18 protein-coding genes are annotated in these 18,616 nt (G+C 69.2%); 10 read left to right on the top strand and 8 right to left on the bottom strand.

Going from position 1 to position 18,616, the window contains the following annotated elements:
- The first annotated feature begins 8 nt into the window (after positions 1 to 8).
- Positions 9 to 371, top strand: a complete 363-nt coding sequence (locus CRT60_RS26520; RefSeq protein WP_098739512.1) for a TfoX/Sxy family protein — start codon at positions 9 to 11, stop codon at positions 369 to 371.
- Positions 372 to 408: 37 nt separating this feature from the next.
- Here the strand turns inward: CRT60_RS26520 and CRT60_RS26515 are convergent, their stop codons facing one another.
- Both CRT60_RS26515 and def read right to left on the bottom strand, forming a co-directional pair.
- Complete coding sequence (locus CRT60_RS26515; protein ID WP_098739511.1) at positions 409 to 1,104, bottom strand: COQ9 family protein; 696 nt, start codon at positions 1,102 to 1,104, stop codon at positions 409 to 411.
- Positions 1,105 to 1,128: 24 nt separating this feature from the next.
- Positions 1,129 to 1,689, bottom strand: a complete 561-nt coding sequence (gene def, locus CRT60_RS26510) for a peptide deformylase (protein WP_098739510.1) — start codon at positions 1,687 to 1,689, stop codon at positions 1,129 to 1,131.
- A 216-nt stretch (positions 1,690 to 1,905) separates the two neighbouring features.
- On the opposite strand from def, the gene rpsU reads away from it, so the two are divergent.
- The 3 genes from rpsU (at position 1,906) to CRT60_RS26495 (ending at position 5,736) form a co-directional block, all read left to right on the top strand.
- Positions 1,906 to 2,109, top strand: coding sequence for a 30S ribosomal protein S21 (rpsU, locus tag CRT60_RS26505; RefSeq protein ID WP_012974546.1), 204 nt, complete (start codon positions 1,906 to 1,908; stop codon positions 2,107 to 2,109).
- A 221-nt stretch (positions 2,110 to 2,330) separates the two neighbouring features.
- Positions 2,331 to 3,164: a 3-methyl-2-oxobutanoate hydroxymethyltransferase gene (gene panB / locus CRT60_RS26500; protein WP_098739509.1), complete on the top strand. Its 834-nt coding sequence runs from the start codon at positions 2,331 to 2,333 to the stop codon at positions 3,162 to 3,164.
- Between the two features lie 55 nt (positions 3,165 to 3,219).
- A complete protein-coding gene (locus CRT60_RS26495) occupies positions 3,220 to 5,736 on the top strand; it encodes a ligase-associated DNA damage response DEXH box helicase (RefSeq protein WP_098739508.1) in 2,517 nt (838 codons plus the stop codon).
- Between the two features lie 23 nt (positions 5,737 to 5,759).
- Here CRT60_RS26495 and CRT60_RS26490 read toward each other — a convergent pair whose 3' ends face one another.
- The gene (locus CRT60_RS26490; RefSeq protein WP_085089807.1) at positions 5,760 to 6,143 is read right to left on the bottom strand and encodes a 2Fe-2S iron-sulfur cluster-binding protein; all 384 of its coding nucleotides are present in this window, start codon (positions 6,141 to 6,143) and stop codon (positions 5,760 to 5,762) included.
- 127 nt (positions 6,144 to 6,270) lie between these two features.
- Here CRT60_RS26490 and pdeM point away from each other — a divergent pair, with 127 nt between their 5' ends.
- The 4 genes from pdeM to CRT60_RS26470 all read left to right on the top strand — a co-directional run bounded on the left by pdeM (position 6,271) and on the right by CRT60_RS26470 (position 10,464).
- On the top strand, positions 6,271 to 7,005 hold the full coding sequence (gene pdeM / locus CRT60_RS26485; RefSeq protein ID WP_098739507.1) for a ligase-associated DNA damage response endonuclease PdeM: 735 nt from the start codon (positions 6,271 to 6,273) through the stop codon (positions 7,003 to 7,005).
- 77 nt (positions 7,006 to 7,082) lie between these two features.
- Positions 7,083 to 8,555: a cryptochrome/photolyase family protein gene (locus tag CRT60_RS26480; RefSeq protein ID WP_098739506.1), complete on the top strand. Its 1,473-nt coding sequence runs from the start codon at positions 7,083 to 7,085 to the stop codon at positions 8,553 to 8,555.
- A 278-nt stretch (positions 8,556 to 8,833) separates the two neighbouring features.
- Positions 8,834 to 9,304 carry a Fur family transcriptional regulator gene (locus CRT60_RS26475; RefSeq protein WP_098739505.1) on the top strand — a complete coding sequence of 157 codons (471 nt, stop codon included), beginning with the start codon at positions 8,834 to 8,836 and terminating at the stop codon, positions 9,302 to 9,304.
- Positions 9,274 to 10,464 (top strand): CobW family GTP-binding protein, encoded by a 1,191-nt coding sequence (locus CRT60_RS26470; RefSeq protein WP_098739504.1) that lies wholly within the window; start codon positions 9,274 to 9,276, stop codon positions 10,462 to 10,464. Before CRT60_RS26475 ends, CRT60_RS26470 begins: the two co-directional genes overlap by 31 nt.
- 52 nt (positions 10,465 to 10,516) lie before the next feature.
- Here CRT60_RS26470 and CRT60_RS26465 read toward each other — a convergent pair whose 3' ends face one another.
- Both CRT60_RS26465 and CRT60_RS26460 read right to left on the bottom strand, forming a co-directional pair.
- A complete protein-coding gene (locus CRT60_RS26465) occupies positions 10,517 to 12,517 on the bottom strand; it encodes a M1 family metallopeptidase (protein ID WP_244592769.1) in 2,001 nt (666 codons plus the stop codon).
- Positions 12,518 to 12,569: 52 nt separating this feature from the next.
- Positions 12,570 to 13,175: a gamma-glutamylcyclotransferase gene (locus CRT60_RS26460; protein ID WP_098739503.1), complete on the bottom strand. Its 606-nt coding sequence runs from the start codon at positions 13,173 to 13,175 to the stop codon at positions 12,570 to 12,572.
- A 121-nt stretch (positions 13,176 to 13,296) separates the two neighbouring features.
- On the opposite strand from CRT60_RS26460, the gene CRT60_RS26455 reads away from it, so the two are divergent.
- Both CRT60_RS26455 and CRT60_RS26450 read left to right on the top strand, forming a co-directional pair.
- Positions 13,297 to 14,361 (top strand): DUF2125 domain-containing protein, encoded by a 1,065-nt coding sequence (locus CRT60_RS26455; protein WP_098739502.1) that lies wholly within the window; start codon positions 13,297 to 13,299, stop codon positions 14,359 to 14,361.
- Positions 14,362 to 14,509: 148 nt separating this feature from the next.
- Positions 14,510 to 15,277 (top strand): class II glutamine amidotransferase, encoded by a 768-nt coding sequence (locus CRT60_RS26450; protein ID WP_098739501.1) that lies wholly within the window; start codon positions 14,510 to 14,512, stop codon positions 15,275 to 15,277.
- Positions 15,278 to 15,321: 44 nt separating this feature from the next.
- On the opposite strand, the gene CRT60_RS26445 is transcribed toward CRT60_RS26450, so the two are convergent.
- The 3 genes from CRT60_RS26445 to CRT60_RS26435 form a co-directional block, all read right to left on the bottom strand.
- On the bottom strand, positions 15,322 to 16,533 hold the full coding sequence (locus CRT60_RS26445) for an ATP-binding response regulator (protein WP_098739500.1): 1,212 nt from the start codon (positions 16,531 to 16,533) through the stop codon (positions 15,322 to 15,324).
- Between the two features lie 99 nt (positions 16,534 to 16,632).
- Positions 16,633 to 17,082: a DNA polymerase III subunit chi gene (locus tag CRT60_RS26440; protein WP_098739499.1), complete on the bottom strand. Its 450-nt coding sequence runs from the start codon at positions 17,080 to 17,082 to the stop codon at positions 16,633 to 16,635.
- A gap of 20 nt (positions 17,083 to 17,102) precedes the next feature.
- Positions 17,103 to 18,611: a leucyl aminopeptidase gene (locus CRT60_RS26435; RefSeq protein ID WP_098739498.1), complete on the bottom strand. Its 1,509-nt coding sequence runs from the start codon at positions 18,609 to 18,611 to the stop codon at positions 17,103 to 17,105.
- Positions 18,612 to 18,616: the final 5 nt, after the last annotated feature.

Raw genomic sequence — 18,616 nt, 5'->3', positions numbered from 1 at the left:
CCGAACAGATGCCCGCCCAGCCGCCCAGCGAGTATGTCGCGACACTCTGCGAGATGCTGGCGCCGCTGGGCGACGTGCGTGTGCGCCGCATGTTCGGCGGCTATGGCCTGTCGATCGACGGGCTGACCTTCGCGCTGATCGCCGACGAAATTCTCTATTTCAAGGCGGATGACGTGAACCGCGCATCCTTCGCGGAGCTGGGCCTGGAGCCCTTCCGGCCGATGCCGGACAAACCCACCACCCTGTCCTACTACCCGCCTCCCGATTCGGCATTCGACGACCGCGACGAACTGCTGCCCTGGGCCCGGTCGGGGTTCGAGGCGGCGCTGCGGGCCGCGGCGAAGAAGGCCGCCAAGGCGAAACGGACGTAAAGTGCCCTCCCCCGCCTCGGGAGAGGGCACACGCCTCTCAGATATTCTCTGCCATATGGACCGTCGCGTTGCTCGCCTGGGCGCTGGTGGTGCGCTGGCGCATCTGGCGGGCGAAACGCAGCGGGTTGGGGATGAGGTTCAGCATCGAGCCGAGCTTGCCGACCGACGAGGTCGCCTTGCCCACCGCCATCACGTCGGCCAGCCGGCGGTCGATGAAGGCGCGGGTTTCGGCATGGTCGTCCGACTTGTCGTCCAGCCAATAGAAGGTGGAGGAGCTGACCACCGCCGCCAGCAGCGCCCGCTTGGTGTAATGGTTGTAGTCGGTGGAGCTGTCGCCGGCGGCGAACCACATGGCATCGACCGTGCGGTAAAGCAGCCGCAGGCCGAGCGCCACATTCTGCGGCATGGCCAGATAGGACAGTTGCCGGCGCTTGGCCTCGCGGTACGGCTCCAGCACCTCGAAATAGGTACGGACGGCGAGCGAGATGCGCTCGCGCACCTTCATCTCGGCCAGCGGCTGCGCCTCCAGCCGGTCCAGCATCTGGCGGTCGGCCCAGTCGGCGAAATGCTCCACCGCATCGGTGACGCCGCCGGGGAAGGCGCGCAGCAGCGCCGACGGCTCGTGCCCCGCCATCTGGGTGCCGTCGCGCAGGGACTGCAGGCTCCAGCCGTCGAAAACGACATTGGGCAGGCTCGCCACCAGGATCTCGTCGCGAAGCGTGTCGATGCTCATAGCCAACTCTCCCTGCGCCGGCCCTCAGGTCCGGGACGGCGCGTCGGTGTCACGAGTCGCCGCTGCCAGCGCGGCGTTGAGGTGATGCATCTCCTCGGTGCAGACCAGGAGCTGCAGATCGTCCATGCGATCAAGATAGAGCACACCGTCCAGGTGGTCGACCTCGTGCTGGACCACGCGGGCATGGAAACCCGACGCCTCGCGCTCGATCCGGGCGCCGTCGAGGCCATAGCCGCGGTAGCGGATGTGCTTGTAGCGCGGCACCAGCCCGCGCAGGCCCGGAATCGACAGGCAGCCTTCCCAGCCCAGAACCTTTTCGTCGGTCTGCGGCTCGATCACCGGATTGACCAGGACGGTGTTGGCCACCTCCTCCCCCTCGCCGCGGTCGGCGGGGACGCGGAAGACAACGATCCGGCGCAGCTCGGAGATCTGCGGGGCGGCAAGGCCGACTCCGGGCGCGTCCAGCATGGTGGCGATCATGTCGGCCGCCAGCCGGGCGACTGCCGGATCGGTCGGGTCGGCGATGGGCTCCGCGATCTTGCGGAGTACGGGATTGCCCATCCGGGCGATTGGAAGCACTGGCATGCCGCTATATCTGGAGTGTGGACACGGCCGGGGCAACCGTTTCCTGTGGTTCCCGACGGGGCTTATGGCCGGGCTTATGCCGGTGAACCGAAGACTCCCCTTCACAAAGACGATGGAGCATGCTACACACTGCGCCCACACAAGGGGTGCGCCCGCCGCGCATGCCTATTTGTTGCCTTTGCGCAACATGCTTCACTTGGAAGGGTGACGGTTAACGTGCAAGTTCTGGTCCGAGATAACAACGTCGATCAGGCCCTCCGCGCGCTCAAGAAGAAGATGCAGCGCGAGGGCATTTTCCGTGAAATGAAGCTCCGCCGTAACTACGAGAAGCCCTCGGAGAAGCGTGCGCGTGAGAAGGCCGAAGCGGTGCGTCGCACCCGGAAGCTGCTCCGCAAGCGGATGGAACGCGAGGGCTACTAATCGCCAGTCGCGCTTAGCGACTGCGAAGGGCGCGTGTGATGCGCGCCCAAGACCCCTTGTGTCTTGCACCCGACCGTCCCGCGAACCTCGCGTGGGCGGTTTTGGTGTATCTGCGCCATTTTTCTTGGTTCGACTGTGCGTCGACCAAGCGTATTGACTGGTCAGCGAGCTGAACCGCCCCCCCTTCGGCCCGTTGCATCCAGCCTTGGAAAGGCCCGATCATGAGCGCTTCCAACCTTACCGCCCGCCATTCGGTCCCGGCGCTGCGCGCCCGCAAGGGGGGCGAGCCCATTGTCTGCCTGACTGCCTACACCGCCCCGGTGGCCCGGCTGCTCGACCCGCATGTCGACATTCTGCTGGTCGGCGATTCGCTGGGCATGGTGGTCTATGGGCTGGACAGCACGCTTCCGGTGACGCTGGACACGATGATCGCCCACGGCGCCGCCGTGGTGCGCGCATCGGAGCGCGCCTGCGTGGTGGTCGACCTGCCCTTCGGCAGCTATCAGGAAAGCAAGGAGGCGGCCTTCCGCGCCTCCGCGCGCGTAATGGCCGAGACCGGCGCCCAGGCGATCAAGCTGGAAGGCGGCATCGAGATGGCCGAGACGGTCGCCTTCCTGACCGCCCGCGGCATCCCGGTGATGGGCCATGTCGGGCTGACGCCACAATCCGTGAACACGCTGGGCGGCTACAAGGCTGTCGGCCGCGACGCCGAGGCGGCGGAGCGGATCGTCGCCGACGCCCGCGCGATTTCCGAGGCCGGCGCCTTCACCCTGGTGATCGAAGGCACGATGGAGGCGCTGGCCCGCCGCATCACCGAGGAGGTGGCGATTCCCACCATCGGCATCGGCGGCTCGCCGGCCTGTGACGGTCAGGTCCTGGTCACCGACGACATGCTGGGGCTGTTCGGCGCTTTCCAGCCGAAATTCGTCAAGCGCTACGCCAATCTGGGCGAGACGGTCAGCGAGGCCGCCGCGACCTACGCCGCCGAAGTGCGGACCCGCGCCTTCCCGGGACCGGAGCATTGCTTCGGCATGAAGAAGGCGGCGGCGGTCTAACCACCCCCACTTCGTTCTTTCTACGTTCCAGGCGTTCCGGTACAGTCCGGCCGCCATGGATGCATCCCCTCCTGCCTTGATCCCGCCCAACGTCGCCGCGTGGTTCCGGTCGCGCGGCTGGGCACCCCATCCGCATCAGGTCGCGATGGTGGAGGCAGCCGAACGGGGCGAAAGCGCGCTGCTGATCGCGCCGACCGGCGGCGGCAAGACGCTGGCCGGCTTCCTGCCCTCGCTGATCGAGCTGGCGGAACGGCCGCGCGAGGGGCTGCACACCCTCTATATCTCGCCGCTGAAGGCTCTGGCGGTCGACATCCAGCGCAATCTGGAACAGCCGATCGCCGAGATGCGGCTGCCGATCCGGGCGGAGAACCGCACAGGCGACACGCCGGAGGCCAAGCGCCGCCGCCAGCGCACCCATCCGCCGCACATGCTGATGACGACGCCGGAAAGCCTGGCGCTGCTGCTGTCCTATACCGACGCCGACAAGCTGTTCCGCAATCTCCGCTGCGTCATCATCGACGAACTGCATGCGCTCGCCGGCACCAAGCGCGGCGACCTGCTGGCGCTCGGGCTGGCCCGGCTGTCGCGGCTCGCCCCCGCCGCCCGCCGCGTCGGTCTGTCCGCCACGGTGGCGGAACCGGAGCGGCTGCTGGCCTGGCTGTCGCGCCGCGGCCGGCATGACGGAAGCGGCTCCGACGACGTGCGCCTCGTGCTGGGCCGCAGCGGCGCCCAGGCGGAGGTCGAGATCCTGACCTCGCAGGAACGGGTGCCGTGGGCCGGCCACATGGCGATGCACGCCATGAAGGAAATCTACGAGCGCGTCCGCCGCCAGCGCACCACCCTGCTGTTCGTCAACACCCGTGCCCAGGCCGAGCTGGTGTTCCAGGCGCTGTGGCGGGTCAACGACGACAATCTCCCCATCGCGCTGCACCACGGCTCGCTGGCGGTGGAGCAGCGCCGCAAGGTCGAGGGCGCCATGGCGCGCGGCGAGTTGCGGGCGGTGGTCGCGACCTCCTCGCTCGATCTCGGCATCGACTGGGCGGCGGTCGATCTGGTGGTGCAGATCGGCGCGCCGAAGGGGTCGAGCCGGCTGGTCCAGCGCATCGGCCGCGCCAACCACCGGCTGGACGAGCCGAGCCGCGCCCTGCTGGTCCCCGCCAACCGTTTCGAGGTGCTGGAGTGCCGCGCCGCGCTGGAGGCGGTGCACGACCACACGCTGGACGGCGAAGCGCCGCGGCCGGGCGGGCTCGACGTGCTGTCCCAGCATCTGCTCGGCATGGCCTGCGCCGCCCCCTTCCTGCCCGACCAGCTGTATGAGGAAGTGGTCTCCGCCGCCCCCTATGCCGCGATGACGCGCGACGAGTTCGACGACGTGCTGGATTTCGTCACCACCGGCGGCTACGCGCTCGGCGCCTATGACCGGTTCCAGCGTTTGAAGCTGCGCGAGGACGGCCGGATGGCGGTGGCCGGCCCGGCGGTGGCGCGCCAGTACCGCATGAATGTCGGCACCATCACCCAGGAGGCGCTGCTGCGCGTCCGCCTCAACCGCGGTCCGGTGCTGGGCGAGGTGGAGGAGTATTTCATCCAGGGCCTGACGCCCGGCGACACCTTCCTGTTCGCCGGCCAACTGCTGAAATTCCTCGGCGTGCGCGAGATGGAGGCGCAGGTCGCCAAGGGCGGCACCGGCGATCCGAAGGTGCCCGCCTATGCCGGCGGGCGGCTGCCGCTGTCCACCCATCTGGCCGAGCGCGTGCGCGCCATGCTGGCCGATCCGCGCCAGTGGGACGGCTTGCCGGAGGATGTGCAGGAATGGCTGCGGCTTCAGCGCCACCGCTCGGTCCTGCCCAACCGCGACGGTCTGCTGGTCGAAACCTTCCCCAAGGCCGGAAAGCAGTTCCTCGTCGCCTACGCCTTCGAGGGACGCAATGCCCACCAGACGCTGGGCATGCTGCTGACCCGGCGGATGGAACGGTTCGGTCTGGGTCCGCTGGGCTTCGTCGCCACCGATTACGTGCTGGCGGTGTGGTCGCTGCGCTCGCCCACGGATATGGACGCGCTGTTCGACCAGGACATGCTGGGCGACGATCTGGAAGCCTGGATGGACGAATCGTCGATGCTGCGGCGGACCTTCCGCAATGTGGCGCTGATCGCCGGGGTGATCGACCGCCGACATCCGGGACAGGAGAAGACCGGGCGGCAGGTCACCTTCTCCTCCGACCTGATCTATGACGTGCTGCGCAAGCACGACCCCGGCCATGTGCTGCTGCGGGCGACGCGGGCCGATGCCGCCGGCGGGCTGACCGACATCCGCCGCCTGTCCGATTTCCTGGCGCGGGTGCGCGGGCGCATCACCCACAAGGTTCTCGACCGCATCTCGCCGCTGGCGGTGCCGGTGATCCTGGAGATCGGCCGCGAGCGGGTGGACGGCAGCGCCACCGATGAACTGCTCGCCGCCGCCGAGGCCGAACTGCTGGCCGAGGCGATGCCGGAACTGGCTCCGCCGCGACCCGCGAAAACGAAAGCGGGGCGCCCGCAGCAGGGACGCCCCCAGCAGGGACGGTTGTCGTTGTGACACCGCCCCATGCCGATCGCAGGTTACTTGCGCAGTTCCGGCTCCACGCCCGGTTCGCCGCTGAACTCGACCAGAATGGTCTCGTCACGGACGATGAACTGGCAGGCCAGACGGTAGGGCGGCGGACGGTGGGCGTTCTCCGCCGCCTCCAACAGGTCCCGGTTCAGCTTGCCATTGACGGACAGGGTGACCTTCTCCTTTTCGGTCAGATCGATGGCCATCGGGGTCTTCCCGTCCAGATAGGTCACCTTGACGAGGCAGGATCCGCACTCGCCGTCCTGGCACTGGAACGGGATCGGGATATCGTGCTTCTTCGCCAGCGCCAGCAGAGTGCCGGTATCGCCGGCGACCGCGTAGACGGTCATGTCCTTGGGCATGTTCAGACCGGTGAACGTCACTGTGGCCATGGGTATCCTCCGGGTATGATTGTGATCCGCCATGCCTCCACGGCGGCGCCCCATCCGGCTGCAAACATCATGCCCACAAAAATTTCATGGATATTGGCCATTTCCGATGATCGCCGGTAAACGAACGTTGTCAGCTTCCTCCCAAGCTCCCGGCCCTGCCTGTCAGGGCGATGACACCCGCGTCGCCCTGACACTCCGCGGTGCCAACCTGCTGGCCGATCCATCGGGCGCTCTGCTGTGGCCGGATGAGAGCATCCTCGCCGTCGCCGACCTGCATCTGGAAAAAGGCTCCGCCTTTGCCGCACGCGGCCGGATGCTGCCGCCCTACGACACGCGGGCGACGCTGGACCGGCTGGCCGGGCTGATCGCACGGGAGAGGCCGGCGCGCGTGCTGTGCCTGGGCGACAGCTTCCACGACCGCCGGGCGGCGGAGCGGATGGACCCGGCGGATGTCGGGCGGCTGCGCGCCCTGACCGATGCTGTCGCCGACTGGGTGTGGATCACCGGCAACCACGACCCCGAACCGCCGCAGGGCTTCGGCGGCCGGGTGGTGGAAGAGCTGACCATCGGCCCGCTGACCTTCCGTCACGAGGCCGAGCCGGGGGCCGTCGGCGAGCTGTCGGGCCACCTGCATCCGGCCGCCGCGGTGGCGCTGGCCGGGCGGCGGGTGCGCGAACGCTGCTTCGCCCATGACGGGGCCAAGCTGATCCTGCCGGCCTTCGGCAGCTTCACCGGCGGGCTGAATGTGCTGGACGTGGCCTTCGACGGGCTTTTGGCACCGGGGTTCGAGGTGCTGATGACGGCCCGCGGCCGGGTCTACCGCTTCCCCTGCGCCCGTTTGTCGCCGGACCGCGCGCGCTGACTCTGCCGAATGCTCTGGCCGAAGCGTGAGCGCAGCCTATATCGGGTGGTCCGGAGACGTCCAACCGAGCGCCGTGCATGTCCGCCTCTCCCATCATCGTCTGGTTCCGCAACGACCTGCGCCTTGCCGACAACCCGGCGCTGACCGCAGCCGCCCAGGCTTCCGCCGAACGCGGCGCGCCGGTCATCCCGCTCTACATCCTGGAAGAGGAGACCGGCGATCCCTGGCCCCTGGGCGGGGCACAGCGCTGGTGGCTGCATGGCAGCCTGGAGCGGCTCGCCACCTGCTGCGCCCGCCATGGTTCGCCATTGCTGCTGCGCCGGGGCGAGCCGGGGGCGGTGCTGGAGACACTGATCGCGGAAACCGGAGCGGACTGCGTGCTTTGGAACCGCCGCTATGCCCCCGCCCAGACCGCCCGCGACGCGGCGATCAAGGAACGGCTGAAGGCACGCGGCATCGATGCCCGCAGCTTCAACGCCAGCCTGCTGGCGGAACCCTGGACCGTCAAGAACAAGAGTGGCGGTCCGTTCAAGGTCTTCACCCCCTTCTGGCGGCACCTGTGGGCCACGCTGGACCCGCCGCTGCCGACCCGCGCCCCGGCCGCGCTGAAGGCGCCGGCCCCCGCGCCGGCCAGCGACGCGCTCGAAAGCTGGGACCTCTTGCCGACCAAACCCGATTGGGCCGCCGGCCTGCGCAAGCGCTGGGTTCCGGGGGAAACGGCCGCGCGGTCGCGCCTCGCCGATTTCCTCGACGGTCCGGTCGGGGTCTATGGGACGGAGCGCGACCGGCCGGACCATCCCGGCACGTCCGCCCTGTCGCCCTATCTGGCCTTCGGAGAGATCGGGCCGCGGCAGATCTGGCACGCCGCCCGCCATGCCGCCGACGCCCGGCCGGAACTGGCGCCCGGCGTCGAGGTCTTCCTGCGCGAAATCGGCTGGCGCGAGTTCCAGCATCACCTGCTTCACCATGCGCCGGAGCTTCCCGACAGCCCGCTCGACCGCCGCTTCGCCGACTTCCCCTGGCGCCAGGACGCGGCCGGCCTGCAGGCCTGGCAGCGCGGACGCACCGGCTATCCCATCGTCGATGCCGGCATGCGCCAGCTGTGGGAAACCGGCTGGATGCACAACCGGGTGAGGATGATCGTCGCCTCCTTCCTGATCAAGGACCTGCTTCTGCCCTGGCAGGAGGGGGAGCGCTGGTTCTGGGACACGTTGGTCGACGGCGATCTCGCCCAGAATGCCGGCAACTGGCAGTGGGTGGCCGGCTGCGGCACCGACGCCGCTCCCTTCTTCCGCGTCTTCAATCCCGTCCTGCAGGGCGAAAAGTTCGACCCCCAGGGCGATTACGTCCGCCGCTATGTGCCCGAACTGGACCGGCTGCCGCCGCGCTGGATCCACCAGCCCTGGGCAGCCCCCACCGAGGTTCTGCGGCAGGCCGGCGTCAGGCTGGGCGACGATTACCCGCGCCCGATCCTCGACCATGCCGTTGCGCGCGACCGGGCGCTGGCCCTCTACAACGAGCGCAAGGGGAAGGCGGAGACGGCGGACTGACGGCCAAACTTCATCGAACGGTCACCGGCCCGCCCGCAAACGGTCATGCCGGCCCGCTATCGTACCCAACAGCGGCCCGGTGCGGTCGCCCTGCCCGTCCCAAATGGGTCAGCGAGAAGGATGGCGACCCCTGCCCCGCGGTCGCGTCACGTCCCGGCTCTTGAAAAAGACGGCCCCAAGAAAAACAATCGCCACTCGGCAAGGCGGTCCCTCCCCCGGGGCCGCCTTTTCCCTTGGCCGGGTTGCAACGGCCGACAGAGTGTTATAAAGTAACACCTATGTCCGCGCTTCACGACCACACCCACTGCATCGCCGATGCCCTGACCCGTGCCGACGCGCTTTGCGCCGAACGGGGGGCGCGGCTGACCGCGCTGCGCCGCCGCGTGCTGGAGCTGGTGTGGTCCAGCCACCGGCCGCGCGGCGCCTATGCGATCCTGGAGGATCTCAGCCAGCAGGAAGGCAAGGCGGCGGCACCCCTGACCGTCTACCGCGCGCTGGAGTTCCTGGTCGAACAGGGGCTGGTCCACCGCATCGAATCGCTGAACGCCTATGTCGGCTGTGCCGCGCCGGGGGATGTCCATTCCGGGCAGTTCCTGGTGTGCGAGGCCTGCGGCGACGCCGCCGAGATCGACGATCCGGGTGTCGGCGCCGCCATCGACGCCGCGGCGGCCGGGCGCGGCTTCCGTGTCCAGCGCCCCACCGTCGAGGTGCGCGGCCTGTGCAAATCCTGTCAGGAGAATCCCCGTTGAGCGCTCCCGCCGCCCCTCCCGCCCGTCTTCCCGTCTCGGTGCTGACCGGCTTCCTCGGCAGCGGCAAGACCACGCTGCTCCAGGCGTTGCTGCGCAACCCGGCCATGGCCCGCACCGCCATCGTCATCAACGAGTTCGGCGAGGTCGGGCTCGACCATCTGCTGGTCGCCAAGGCGTCGGAGAACATGGTGCTGATGGACAGCGGCTGCCTGTGCTGCACCATCCGCGGCGATCTGGTCGACACACTGCGCGACCTGTTCCTGAAGCGGGTGAAGGGCGAGATCCCCGATTTCGACCGGGTGGTGGTGGAGACGACCGGCCTCGCCGACCCGGCCCCGATCATCCACACCCTGATGTCGGACCCACTGCTGGCCGCCCGCTTCCGCCTGGACGGCGTCATCGCCACGGTCGATGCGGCGCACGGCTCGCTCCAGCTCGACCGCCAGCCGGAAAGCGTGAAGCAGGCGGCCGTCGCCGACCGCATCGTGCTGACCAAGACCGACGTCGCCACCCCAGCGGCGACCGTCGCCCTGATGCAGCGCCTCGCCGCCATCAACCCGGCCGCCCCGGTCATTCCCGCCGCCCATGGCGACATCGATCCGGCCAGGCTGTTCGATGCCGGCCTCTACAATCCGGAGACCAAGAGCCCCGACGTCGCCCGCTGGCTGCGCGAGGAGGCCTATCGCGACGAGCAGGCCAAGGCGCATGAGCATCACGACCATGATCACGATGGACATGACCATCATGGGCATGATCACGATCATAACCACGATCACGACCATGGCGACCATTGTGGCCCCGACTGCGGCCATGAGCATCATCACCACGACGCCAACCGCCATGACGACCACATCCGCGCCTTCTGCATGGTGATCGACCGTCCGATTCCCTGGAACGGCTTCGTCGATTTCATGGAGGCGCTGATCGCCCAGGCCGGCGAGAACCTGCTGCGGGTGAAGGGGCTGCTGAACGTCCAGGAAAGCGAGCTGCCCGTTGTCGTCCACGGCGTCCAGCACATGTTCCACCCGCCGGTCCGGCTGGAGGACTGGCCCAGCGACGACCACCGCACCAAGCTGGTCTTCATCACCCGCGACGTCGGCCAGCCGGTGATCGAGCCGCTGTTCAACGGGCTGGTCTGGGGCGAAGGGAAAGAGGGGTAAGGCCGGAGGCGGGGCGCCACACCCGCCGCCTGTGTGGCGCCCGCTTCCTCCTCTACCGCCCCACCACCCGGCGCAGCGGGCTGTCACCGACGGCCCACACGCCGCGGTCCACCGCATTGGCTCCCTCGAACACCAGCCAGCTTTGCCGTCCGTAATGCGGCAGCGGCCGGAAGAGAGCGCGCAGGGCTTCGGCATCGACGCCCGACACCACCAGGGCCGTCCGCCCGTCCGCCGCACGCGACACCCACACCCTGGCGCTGCCGCGCCCGGCCAGTTCCGCCGGCACCGGCGACAGACTGCGCCGCGCCAGTTCCCGTGCCACCGCCGCGTCGGTCCCCACCAGCAGCACCGGCGCCGCCTTGTCGCCGCCCTCTCTCCCGGCACCGTCGATCAGCCGGCCGGCCAGCGTCCGTGCCGCGTCCGCCGCGTCACCATCCGCAGCGATCACCCGCTCGGCACCCGGCCGCAGGGTGACGTCGCGCAGGATCGGCGGCGCCTCGCCCGGCGCCAGACGGCGGAACAGGTCGAAATCGGGGTCGACCGACACCGCCCGCACCGCCGCCCCGGCGGACAGCCGCAGCGTCGCCTGCCGGCCGTCGAGGCGGACGATGCGGTCCTCCACCCCGGCCGCCGTCTCCAACCGAACCGGCACCGCCAGGGCATAGGGTGCGTCGGCCTCCTGCCGCAGGGTCAGCAGCACGCCGTCCCCGTCGGCGCGGGCATCCGCCAGGGTCAGCATCGGCGCACCCCGGCGCTCCACCCATTGGCCGAACAGCCCGCCGAGATCGCGGTCGGATGCCGCCTCGAAGGATCGGCGCAGGTCCGTCCAGCCGGCAGTGCGGAAGGCGAAACCACTCCAGAATTTCCGGATGCCGGCGTCGAAGGCGTCGCGGCCGATCTCCGCCTCCAGCATGTGGAACAGCATCGCCGCCTTGCCATAACCGACGATCTGCGAAGCATCGTGCGTCTTGGACAGGAAACCGGTCAGCGGCCGGTCGCGCTCGGCCGGCAGGGCGGCATAGTCGCGCAGCCAGTCCAGCCGCATCGCTCGCGCCGCGTCGCCGCCGCGCGCCTGGGCCGCCGCATAGTCGGCCATGTAGGTGGTCAGCCCTTCCGCCCAATTGCCGCCCTCGCCCACCCGGACACCGTTGCCCCACCAGTTGTGCATGATCTCGTGGGTCAGCGACTGGCTGCGGATGAAGGGCAGCGGCAGCACTGCCCGGCCGATGGCGGTCAGGCCGGGAAAGCCCAGCCCGACCGGCGGCGGAACCGAGACAATGCTGAAGCCGTCGAAGGGATAGGCACCGATGCGCGCGGCCCCCGCCGCGATCGCCTGCTCCGACAGGCCGAGATAGCCGTCGGCCAGCCCGGCCTGCTCCGGATGGCGGTAGAGCCGCAGGCGCAAGGGCCCCGCCGGCCGCTCCTCCACCGTCCAGGCCCCGGCGAAGACGGAAGGCTCCTCGACGCTGCGATCCTCCGCGAACACCGCGCGGTAGCCGCCGGCCTCATTCCCCTCCTCCACCAGCCGGCCGGTGGCGACCGCGACATAGGGGGCCGGCACCCTCACCGACAGGCGCCAGCTCGGCGGCTCGTCGGCAGCGGAGGCCGGGTCGGGCAGCCAGCCGCCCAGCCCCGGGAGGAACGCGCCCTCGCCATCCAGTGCCAAGCCGGTGCCGGCGGCGAATCCGGGCAGCCGCCCACCATAGCGGATGGTCACCGCGTCCGCCCCCTCCGGCACCACCAGCCGCAGGCGGTCGCCGCGCCGCTCCACCGGAACCGGCCTGTCGCCGGCCCGGACCTCCTGCACCGTCAGCGCCGGGTCCAGCCGCAGCGATTGGGCACCGGCCGGCAGGGTCAGCCGGTCCACCGCCTCCATCCGTCCGGCGGCCGGATCGAGCGTCAGCTCGATGTCGTGATGCAGCGGTGCGGCGCCGGCCGGGGCGACCACGCCCAGGGCAAGTGCCGCTCCCGCGAAGGCCAGAGCCGGGATGCGCAGGATCGTCATGCCCATGAAGATGGTCGCCCCGACACCGGAGCGCCAGCGCGGCGTCACGCCGCGCCGATGCTGTCCAGGATGCCGTCCGCCGTCCTGAACGACTGCCGGATCACCCCGGAACGCCGCGCACCCGGTCATACAGCTTCGACAGCCGGGCGTCGCAGATGCCGAGCTCCTTCAAATGCTCGACCGTGTTGGCGAGGTAGTCGATGTTGGGGCCGCGCTGGCCGCAGCAGTCGGCGATGCGGCAGACGACCGACGCCTCGTCCAGTCCGCGGCAATATTGCGGATGGCTGCGGTCGACGATGAAGCAGCAGGCGCTGACCGCCTCCCCCCCTTCAGCAGCCCTGCCGTCGCGCAGGCGCACCCGCAGCATCCTCGGCAGATAGACGCGGTTGTCCATCTCCCGCTCCCACAGGTAATCCAGCGTCGCGGGCACGTCCGCCGCCGCCACCCGGAAGACGATGCCGCGGCAGGACCCGCCGCGGTCCAGCCCCAGCACCAGCCCCGGCCGTTCCGGCGTCCCGCGGTAGCGGTGGGAGGCGACGCAGAAGCTGCGGTGGTATCCCGGCAGGGTCGCCGCGTGCCGCTCCACAAAGGGGAAACCGGGATTCCACATCAGCGAGCCATAGCCGAAGACCCACAGGTCGGCGCCGGGTTCGACGGCGATGTCGTGCGTCCAGGCGGGATGCGGAAGCGATGAGTCGGGGGCCATTGAGGGTCGCTGAGGAAGATCGCTGGGAAAATTCGCAGGGGAAAACGGAACCGAATCGGCAGCCACCGAGCCTAGCATGCGGGTTCCGGGGTCGCTATAACGGTACGGAGATGGAACGGACATGCCACCGATGCAACCCAACGCCCTTTCTTCCACGCCGCGCCGCCTGCTGACCGGCCGCCGGATCGCGACCATCCTCGTGCTGATGATGGTGCTGCTGCCGGCCGTGGCCTATTCGCTGTGGTGGTGGCAGGCGGCCCGCACCGTGCGCGGCGGGCTGGAGAGCTGGGTCGCCGACCAGCGCGCCAACGGCGCGGTGGTGGAGCATGGCGGACTGACCGTCCATGGTTTCCCCTTCACCCTGCGGGCGGAACTGGACAAGCCCCATCTGGCCACGCGCGGCGCCGAGTGGCAGGGCGCGCGTCTGGTGGCGGAGGCCGCCCCCTGGAACCCCACCCGCATCGCGCTGACCTTTCCCGGCGACCATCGCCTGTCCGTCGTCCAGCCCGGCCAGCCGCCGATCGACATCCTGGCCCCGAATGGCGGAAACGGCGACCTGACCATGCGGATGTCGGGCACGCTGGAACGGCTCGCCCTGCGCTTCACCGGCCTGACCGCACAGGTGGCGGGCCAGACGGTGCCGGTCGCAGCACTGGACGTCGGCGCCGCCCAGCCGGAACAGCCGCCGGCCGAACGCGGGACCGCCGGCCTGACCCTGACGCTGACCGCCGACGGGCTGACCCTGCCCGACGGCATGCCGCCGAACCTGGGCCGCGAGGTGAAGCGGACCGAGCTGACCCTGCGCGTCATGGGAACCCCGCCGCGGCCGGAGCCGGCCAGCCTGTCGGCCTGGAGCCGCGACGGCGGCACGGTCGAGGTAGACCGGCTGGCGCTGGACTGGGGGCCGCTGGGGGCGGTGCTGTCGGGCACGCTGGCGCTGGACGCCCAGTTGCAGCCGCAGGCGGCGCTGACCGCGGAAATCCGCGGCGCCCCCGCGGTTCTCGATGCGGTGAAGCCGATGATGCGCCCGAACGAGGCGGCCATCGCCAGGACCGTGCTGGCCATGCTGGCCCGTCCGACCGGCCCCAATGGCGAGCCGGTGGTCACCGCCCCGGTCACCGTGCAGGACCGGTCCCTGTTCGTCGGACCGCTGCGCGTCGCCGCCCTGCCCAAGCTCGTGTGGTGACAAAAACGGGGCAGATCCTGTCCGAACGGCGGAAATGCAACACCTGCCGGGGCGCATGACGATTTCGTGACCGGCGCATCTTGTTTCACACGGCGCATCGGGTCAAATTGACGCAGTCCTTGTCGCGGCTGCCATGGTGCGTCGGTCGATGTGTCGGTTTCTTGCCTATTGCGGCGAGCCTGTGTTCTTGGAAACGCTGGTCTGCACGCCCTGTCATTCCCTGATCGAACAGTCGATGCACGCCGCGGAGGCGAAGACCGAGACCAACGGCGACGGCTTCGGCGTCGGCTGGTACAGCGAACGGACCGAGCCCGGCCGCTATTGCGAGATCCGCCCGGCCTGGTCGGACGAGAATCTGCAGTCGATCTGCAGCCATGTCCGTTCCCACCTGTTCTTCGCCCATGTGCGGGCGGCGACCGGCACCGCGGTCAGCCGGGCCAACTGCCATCCCTTCAAGGCCGGGCGTTTCCTGTTCATGCACAACGGGCAGGTCGGCGACTGGCCGCGCCTGCGCCGCCGGGTCGAGGCGATGATCCCGGACGAGCTGTACAGCACCCGCACCGGCACCACCGACAGCGAGGCGATCTTCCTCGCCGCCCTCGGCGAAGGGTTGGAGCGCGATTCGGTCGGCGCCTTCCAGCGCGTGCTGCACGCCATCCGCGACGAGATGCGGGCGCTGGACATCACCGCTCCCCTGCGCTTCACCGCCACCTGGACCGACGGCGACCGGGTGTGGGCGGTGCGCTGGGCGTCCGACGACAAGCCGCCGAGCCTGTATTGGCGCCGCGGCGAGAATGGCTTGGTCGTGGTGTCGGAACCGGTCGATTCCCAGCGCGACCAGTGGCGTCCGGTGCCGCCCAGCGGCGGGCTGGTGGCGCGCGTCGGCGCCGCGCCGGAGATGTTCACTTTTCATTGAGCAGGCAGGATCGGGGAGGGAGCGTCCGGCGCCCGCCCCTGTCCTTACAGCAGCCGGTCCTTCGGCAGCAGGATCGTCACCGCCGTCCCGCGGCCCGACACGCTGTCCAGCTCCACCCCGCCGCCATGGAGTTCGGCGAAGCGCCGCACGATGGGCAGGCCCAGCCCGACCCCTTCATGCTGGCGCACCAGCGAGCGTTCGGCCTGGGTGAAGGGGTTGAAGATACGTCCCATCAGTTCGGTCGGAATGCCCGGCCCGTCGTCGCGCACCGTCAGCCCGACGAACTCGCCGCGATCCTCCACCGTCAGCGCGACATGGCCGCCGGACTGGGTGAACTTCACCGCGTTGTCCAGCAGGTTCAGCACCATCTCGCGCAGCCGCCGTCGGTCGATGCGCATGCGGAAGGATGGACAGGGCTGGACGGTCAGCGACAGCTGCTTGCCCACAGCCTTCGGCGCCAGCATGTCGGCGCAGCCGGCCAGCAGCTGCGGGATGTTGACGTCGCTTTCCTGAATCTCGATGGAGCCGGTGGAGCCGCGCGTGTAGTCGAGGATGTTGTTGACCATGGTCAGCAGCGACCGGCCGCTTTCCTCGATCAGCTTCACATATTCCAGGTAATCGGGATGGCCCAGCTTGCCCATCCCCTCGGCCGCCAGCACGTCGGCGAAGCCGATGATGGAGTTGAGCGGGGTGCGCAGCTCGTGGCTCATCACCGCCAGGAAGTCCAGCTTGGCGCGGTCGGCCTTGCGCGCCGCCTCCAGCGCGTCCGACAGCTCGGCGGTGCGTTCCGTCACCCGGTGTTCAAGCTCGCGGTTCTGCTCGGCGGCGCGGCGGTAGAGCTTGCGGATCTCCACCATGTTGCGGACACGGTGCAGCAGTTCCCAGGCGATGAAGGGTTTGGTCAGGAAATCGTTGGCGCCCAGTTCCAGCGACTTGCGGCGGGTTTCCTGATCGGTCTGGGCGGTCAGCACCAGGATCGGCACGTAATCGTCGCCGAAGACCGGCTTCAGCCGCTCCATCAGGTCGAAGCCGCTCATGTGCGGCATGCGGATGTCGATCAGCAGCAGGTCGAACGGCTCTGCCGCACAAAGGTCGGGCACCTTGCGCGGGTCGGTCTCGCCGCGGACCCGGCTGTACCCGTCATGGCTAAGGATTTCCCGCAGGAGTTCGACGTTGGACGGGTTGTCGTCCACGATCAGGATGCTCGCGTCCTTGACCTGCTGGGCGAGCGCCGGGTCGATCTGGCTCCTGTTCATCGGAGCATGCACCTTTGAACCGTCCGCATAGGCAATCAATTTTGCCTCTGAACGGATCGAATGCAATGGAAATGAACGGACGCCGTCAAAGGCCGCGGCTCAGGCACGCTTTTCCCAACCGCCGCGGTCGGTCTGCTGCCAATAGGTCAGGCTGTGGCCGGCTGCCTTGCAGGCCTTCCAGCGCTGGCGGGCGGCCAGCACCGCCTCCTCGTCGTTGCCGTCGAACAGGTCGCAGACGAGGTCGTACCCATCCATCCGGTCGCTGACGCAGCCGTCCACCGTGATCAGCACGGTGGCGCTGTTCGGGTTCTCGTCACTGTCGGTCAGCCACACCGGCTGGCGCTCGGCAAAGCCGTCGCGCGCAGCCCCGTGCGGCAGGAAGGAGCCGGGATCGTAGGTCCACAGATGCTGGTTCAGCATGTCCACCCGCTCGGCCGAGCCGGCCAGCACGACGGCACGCCAGTTCCGCTCAAGAACCTTCTCCAGGATCTTGGGCAGCGCCTGTTCCATCGTGCGCCGTTGCAGGTGATAGAAGCGGACTTCGGTCATGGCCCCTTCACGCAACGCCATCAGGCCTCGTGGAAGTCGGCCACGAAGCGGTCGAGCAGCCGCACGCCGAAGGCCGACGCCCCCTTCGGGACCGTGGCGCCGTCCTTCTTCGCCCAGGCGACACCGGCGATGTCGATGTGCGCCCACGGCGTGTCGTTGACGAAGCGCTTCAGGAACTGCGCGCCGACGATGCTGCCGGCGCCGCCGCCCGAACCGGTGTTCTTCATGTCGGCGGCCGGCGATTCGATCTCCTTGTCATAGGCGTCGTTCATCGGCATGCGCCACACAGGCTGGCCCACCTTCAGGCCGGCGGCCGTCAGGTTCATGGCGAGATCGTCGTCGTTGCAGAACAGGCCGGCATGCTCGTGGCCGAGCGCCACGATGATGGCGCCGGTCAGGGTGGCGAGGTCGACCATCAGCTTGGGCTTGTAGACGTCCTGCGCGTACCACAGGCAGTCGGCCAGCACCAGGCGGCCTTCGGCGTCGGTGTTGATGACCTCGATGGTCTGGCCCGACGCCGAGGTGACGATGTCGCCCGGACGCTGGGCGGTGCCGGACGGCATGTTCTCCACCAGCCCGACGATGCCGACGGCATTGACCTTCGCCTTGCGGGCGGCCAGCGCGTACATGGTGCCGATCACGGTGGCCGAGCCGCCCATGTCCCACTTCATGTCTTCCATGCCGGCCGCACCCTTGATCGAGATGCCGCCGCTGTCGAAGGTCACGCCCTTGCCGATGAAGGCGACCGGACGCTTGTCGTCGGCCTCCGGGTTGCCGTTCCAGCGCATGACGACGACGCGCGGCTCGCAGGCGCTGCCCTGGGCGACGCCCAGCAGGGCGCCCATGCCGAGCTTGCGCAGCTTCTTCTGGTCGAGAATCTCGACCTCGACGCCGAACTGTTCCAGTTCCTTCGTCTTGTCGGCGAGGCTTTCCGGATAGATGACGTTAGCCGGCTCCGACACCAGATCGCGGGTGAAGCGGATGGCGTCGGCCAGCGTGTCCAGCTTCTTGAAGGTCGACTTGGCCGCTCCGTCGTCCTCGACCAGCAGCGTCAGCTTGCGCAGGCTGGGCTTCGGCTCCTTCTTGTCGGACTTCTTGTCGTTGGTGCGGTACTTGTCGAACTTGTAGGAGCGCAGCTGCGCGCCGAAGGCGATCTCGGCCGCGGCGGATGCCGGCGACAGGGTGGTCCCCTCCGGCAGTTCGACCAGCAGCGCGGCCTCGTCGGCGGCCTTATCCAGCTGCACGGCGATGGCGCCGCCGGCGGACTGGAGAACCAGATCGGTCAGGTCGGCGCCCTTGCCGATGCCGACCAGCAGGATGCGGTCGAGCTCGGTCCCGGCCGGGGCGAGCAGCGTCAGCGTCTCGTCCTTCTTGCCATTGAAGCGGGCGGCGGCCATGGCGCGGGCCAGCGCCCCGCCGGTCTTCTGATCCAGCTCGCGCCCGATCGGGCCGAGACTGCGGTCGGCGGCGACGGTCACGGCGAGCACGCCGGAGGCCGGCAGGGACAGCTTGGCGAAGGAGAACTTCATCTGGT

The sequence above is a fragment of the Azospirillum palustre genome (assembly GCF_002573965.1).
GTDB classification, from domain to species: Bacteria; Pseudomonadota; Alphaproteobacteria; order Azospirillales; family Azospirillaceae; genus Azospirillum; species Azospirillum palustre.
Note: the sequence above shows the minus strand (reverse complement) of the source record. Positions and strands in the feature narration are given on the sequence as shown.

Excerpts from the sequence above, each read along its gene's own strand:
- def (WP_098739510.1), bottom strand. The coding sequence starts at position 1,689 with ATGCCAGTGCTTCCAATCGCCCGGATGGGCAATCCCGTACTCCGCAAG.
- CRT60_RS26475 (WP_098739505.1), top strand. The coding sequence starts at position 8,834 with ATGTCCGCGCTTCACGACCACACCCACTGCATCGCCGATGCCCTGACC.
- CRT60_RS26455 (WP_098739502.1), top strand. The coding sequence starts at position 13,297 with ATGCCACCGATGCAACCCAACGCCCTTTCTTCCACGCCGCGCCGCCTG.
- CRT60_RS26460 (WP_098739503.1), bottom strand. The coding sequence starts at position 13,175 with ATGGCCCCCGACTCATCGCTTCCGCATCCCGCCTGGACGCACGACATC.
- CRT60_RS26435 (WP_098739498.1), bottom strand. The coding sequence starts at position 18,611 with ATGAAGTTCTCCTTCGCCAAGCTGTCCCTGCCGGCCTCCGGCGTGCTC.
- CRT60_RS26515 (WP_098739511.1), bottom strand. The coding sequence starts at position 1,104 with ATGAGCATCGACACGCTTCGCGACGAGATCCTGGTGGCGAGCCTGCCC.
- CRT60_RS26440 (WP_098739499.1), bottom strand. The coding sequence starts at position 17,082 with ATGACCGAAGTCCGCTTCTATCACCTGCAACGGCGCACGATGGAACAG.
- CRT60_RS26495 (WP_098739508.1), top strand. The coding sequence starts at position 3,220 with ATGGATGCATCCCCTCCTGCCTTGATCCCGCCCAACGTCGCCGCGTGG.
- CRT60_RS26480 (WP_098739506.1), top strand. The coding sequence starts at position 7,083 with ATGTCCGCCTCTCCCATCATCGTCTGGTTCCGCAACGACCTGCGCCTT.
- CRT60_RS26450 (WP_098739501.1), top strand. The coding sequence starts at position 14,510 with ATGTGTCGGTTTCTTGCCTATTGCGGCGAGCCTGTGTTCTTGGAAACG.
- CRT60_RS26490 (WP_085089807.1), bottom strand. The coding sequence starts at position 6,143 with ATGGCCACAGTGACGTTCACCGGTCTGAACATGCCCAAGGACATGACC.
- panB (WP_098739509.1), top strand. The coding sequence starts at position 2,331 with ATGAGCGCTTCCAACCTTACCGCCCGCCATTCGGTCCCGGCGCTGCGC.
- CRT60_RS26520 (WP_098739512.1), top strand. The coding sequence starts at position 9 with ATGCCCGCCCAGCCGCCCAGCGAGTATGTCGCGACACTCTGCGAGATG.
- CRT60_RS26445 (WP_098739500.1), bottom strand. The coding sequence starts at position 16,533 with ATGAACAGGAGCCAGATCGACCCGGCGCTCGCCCAGCAGGTCAAGGAC.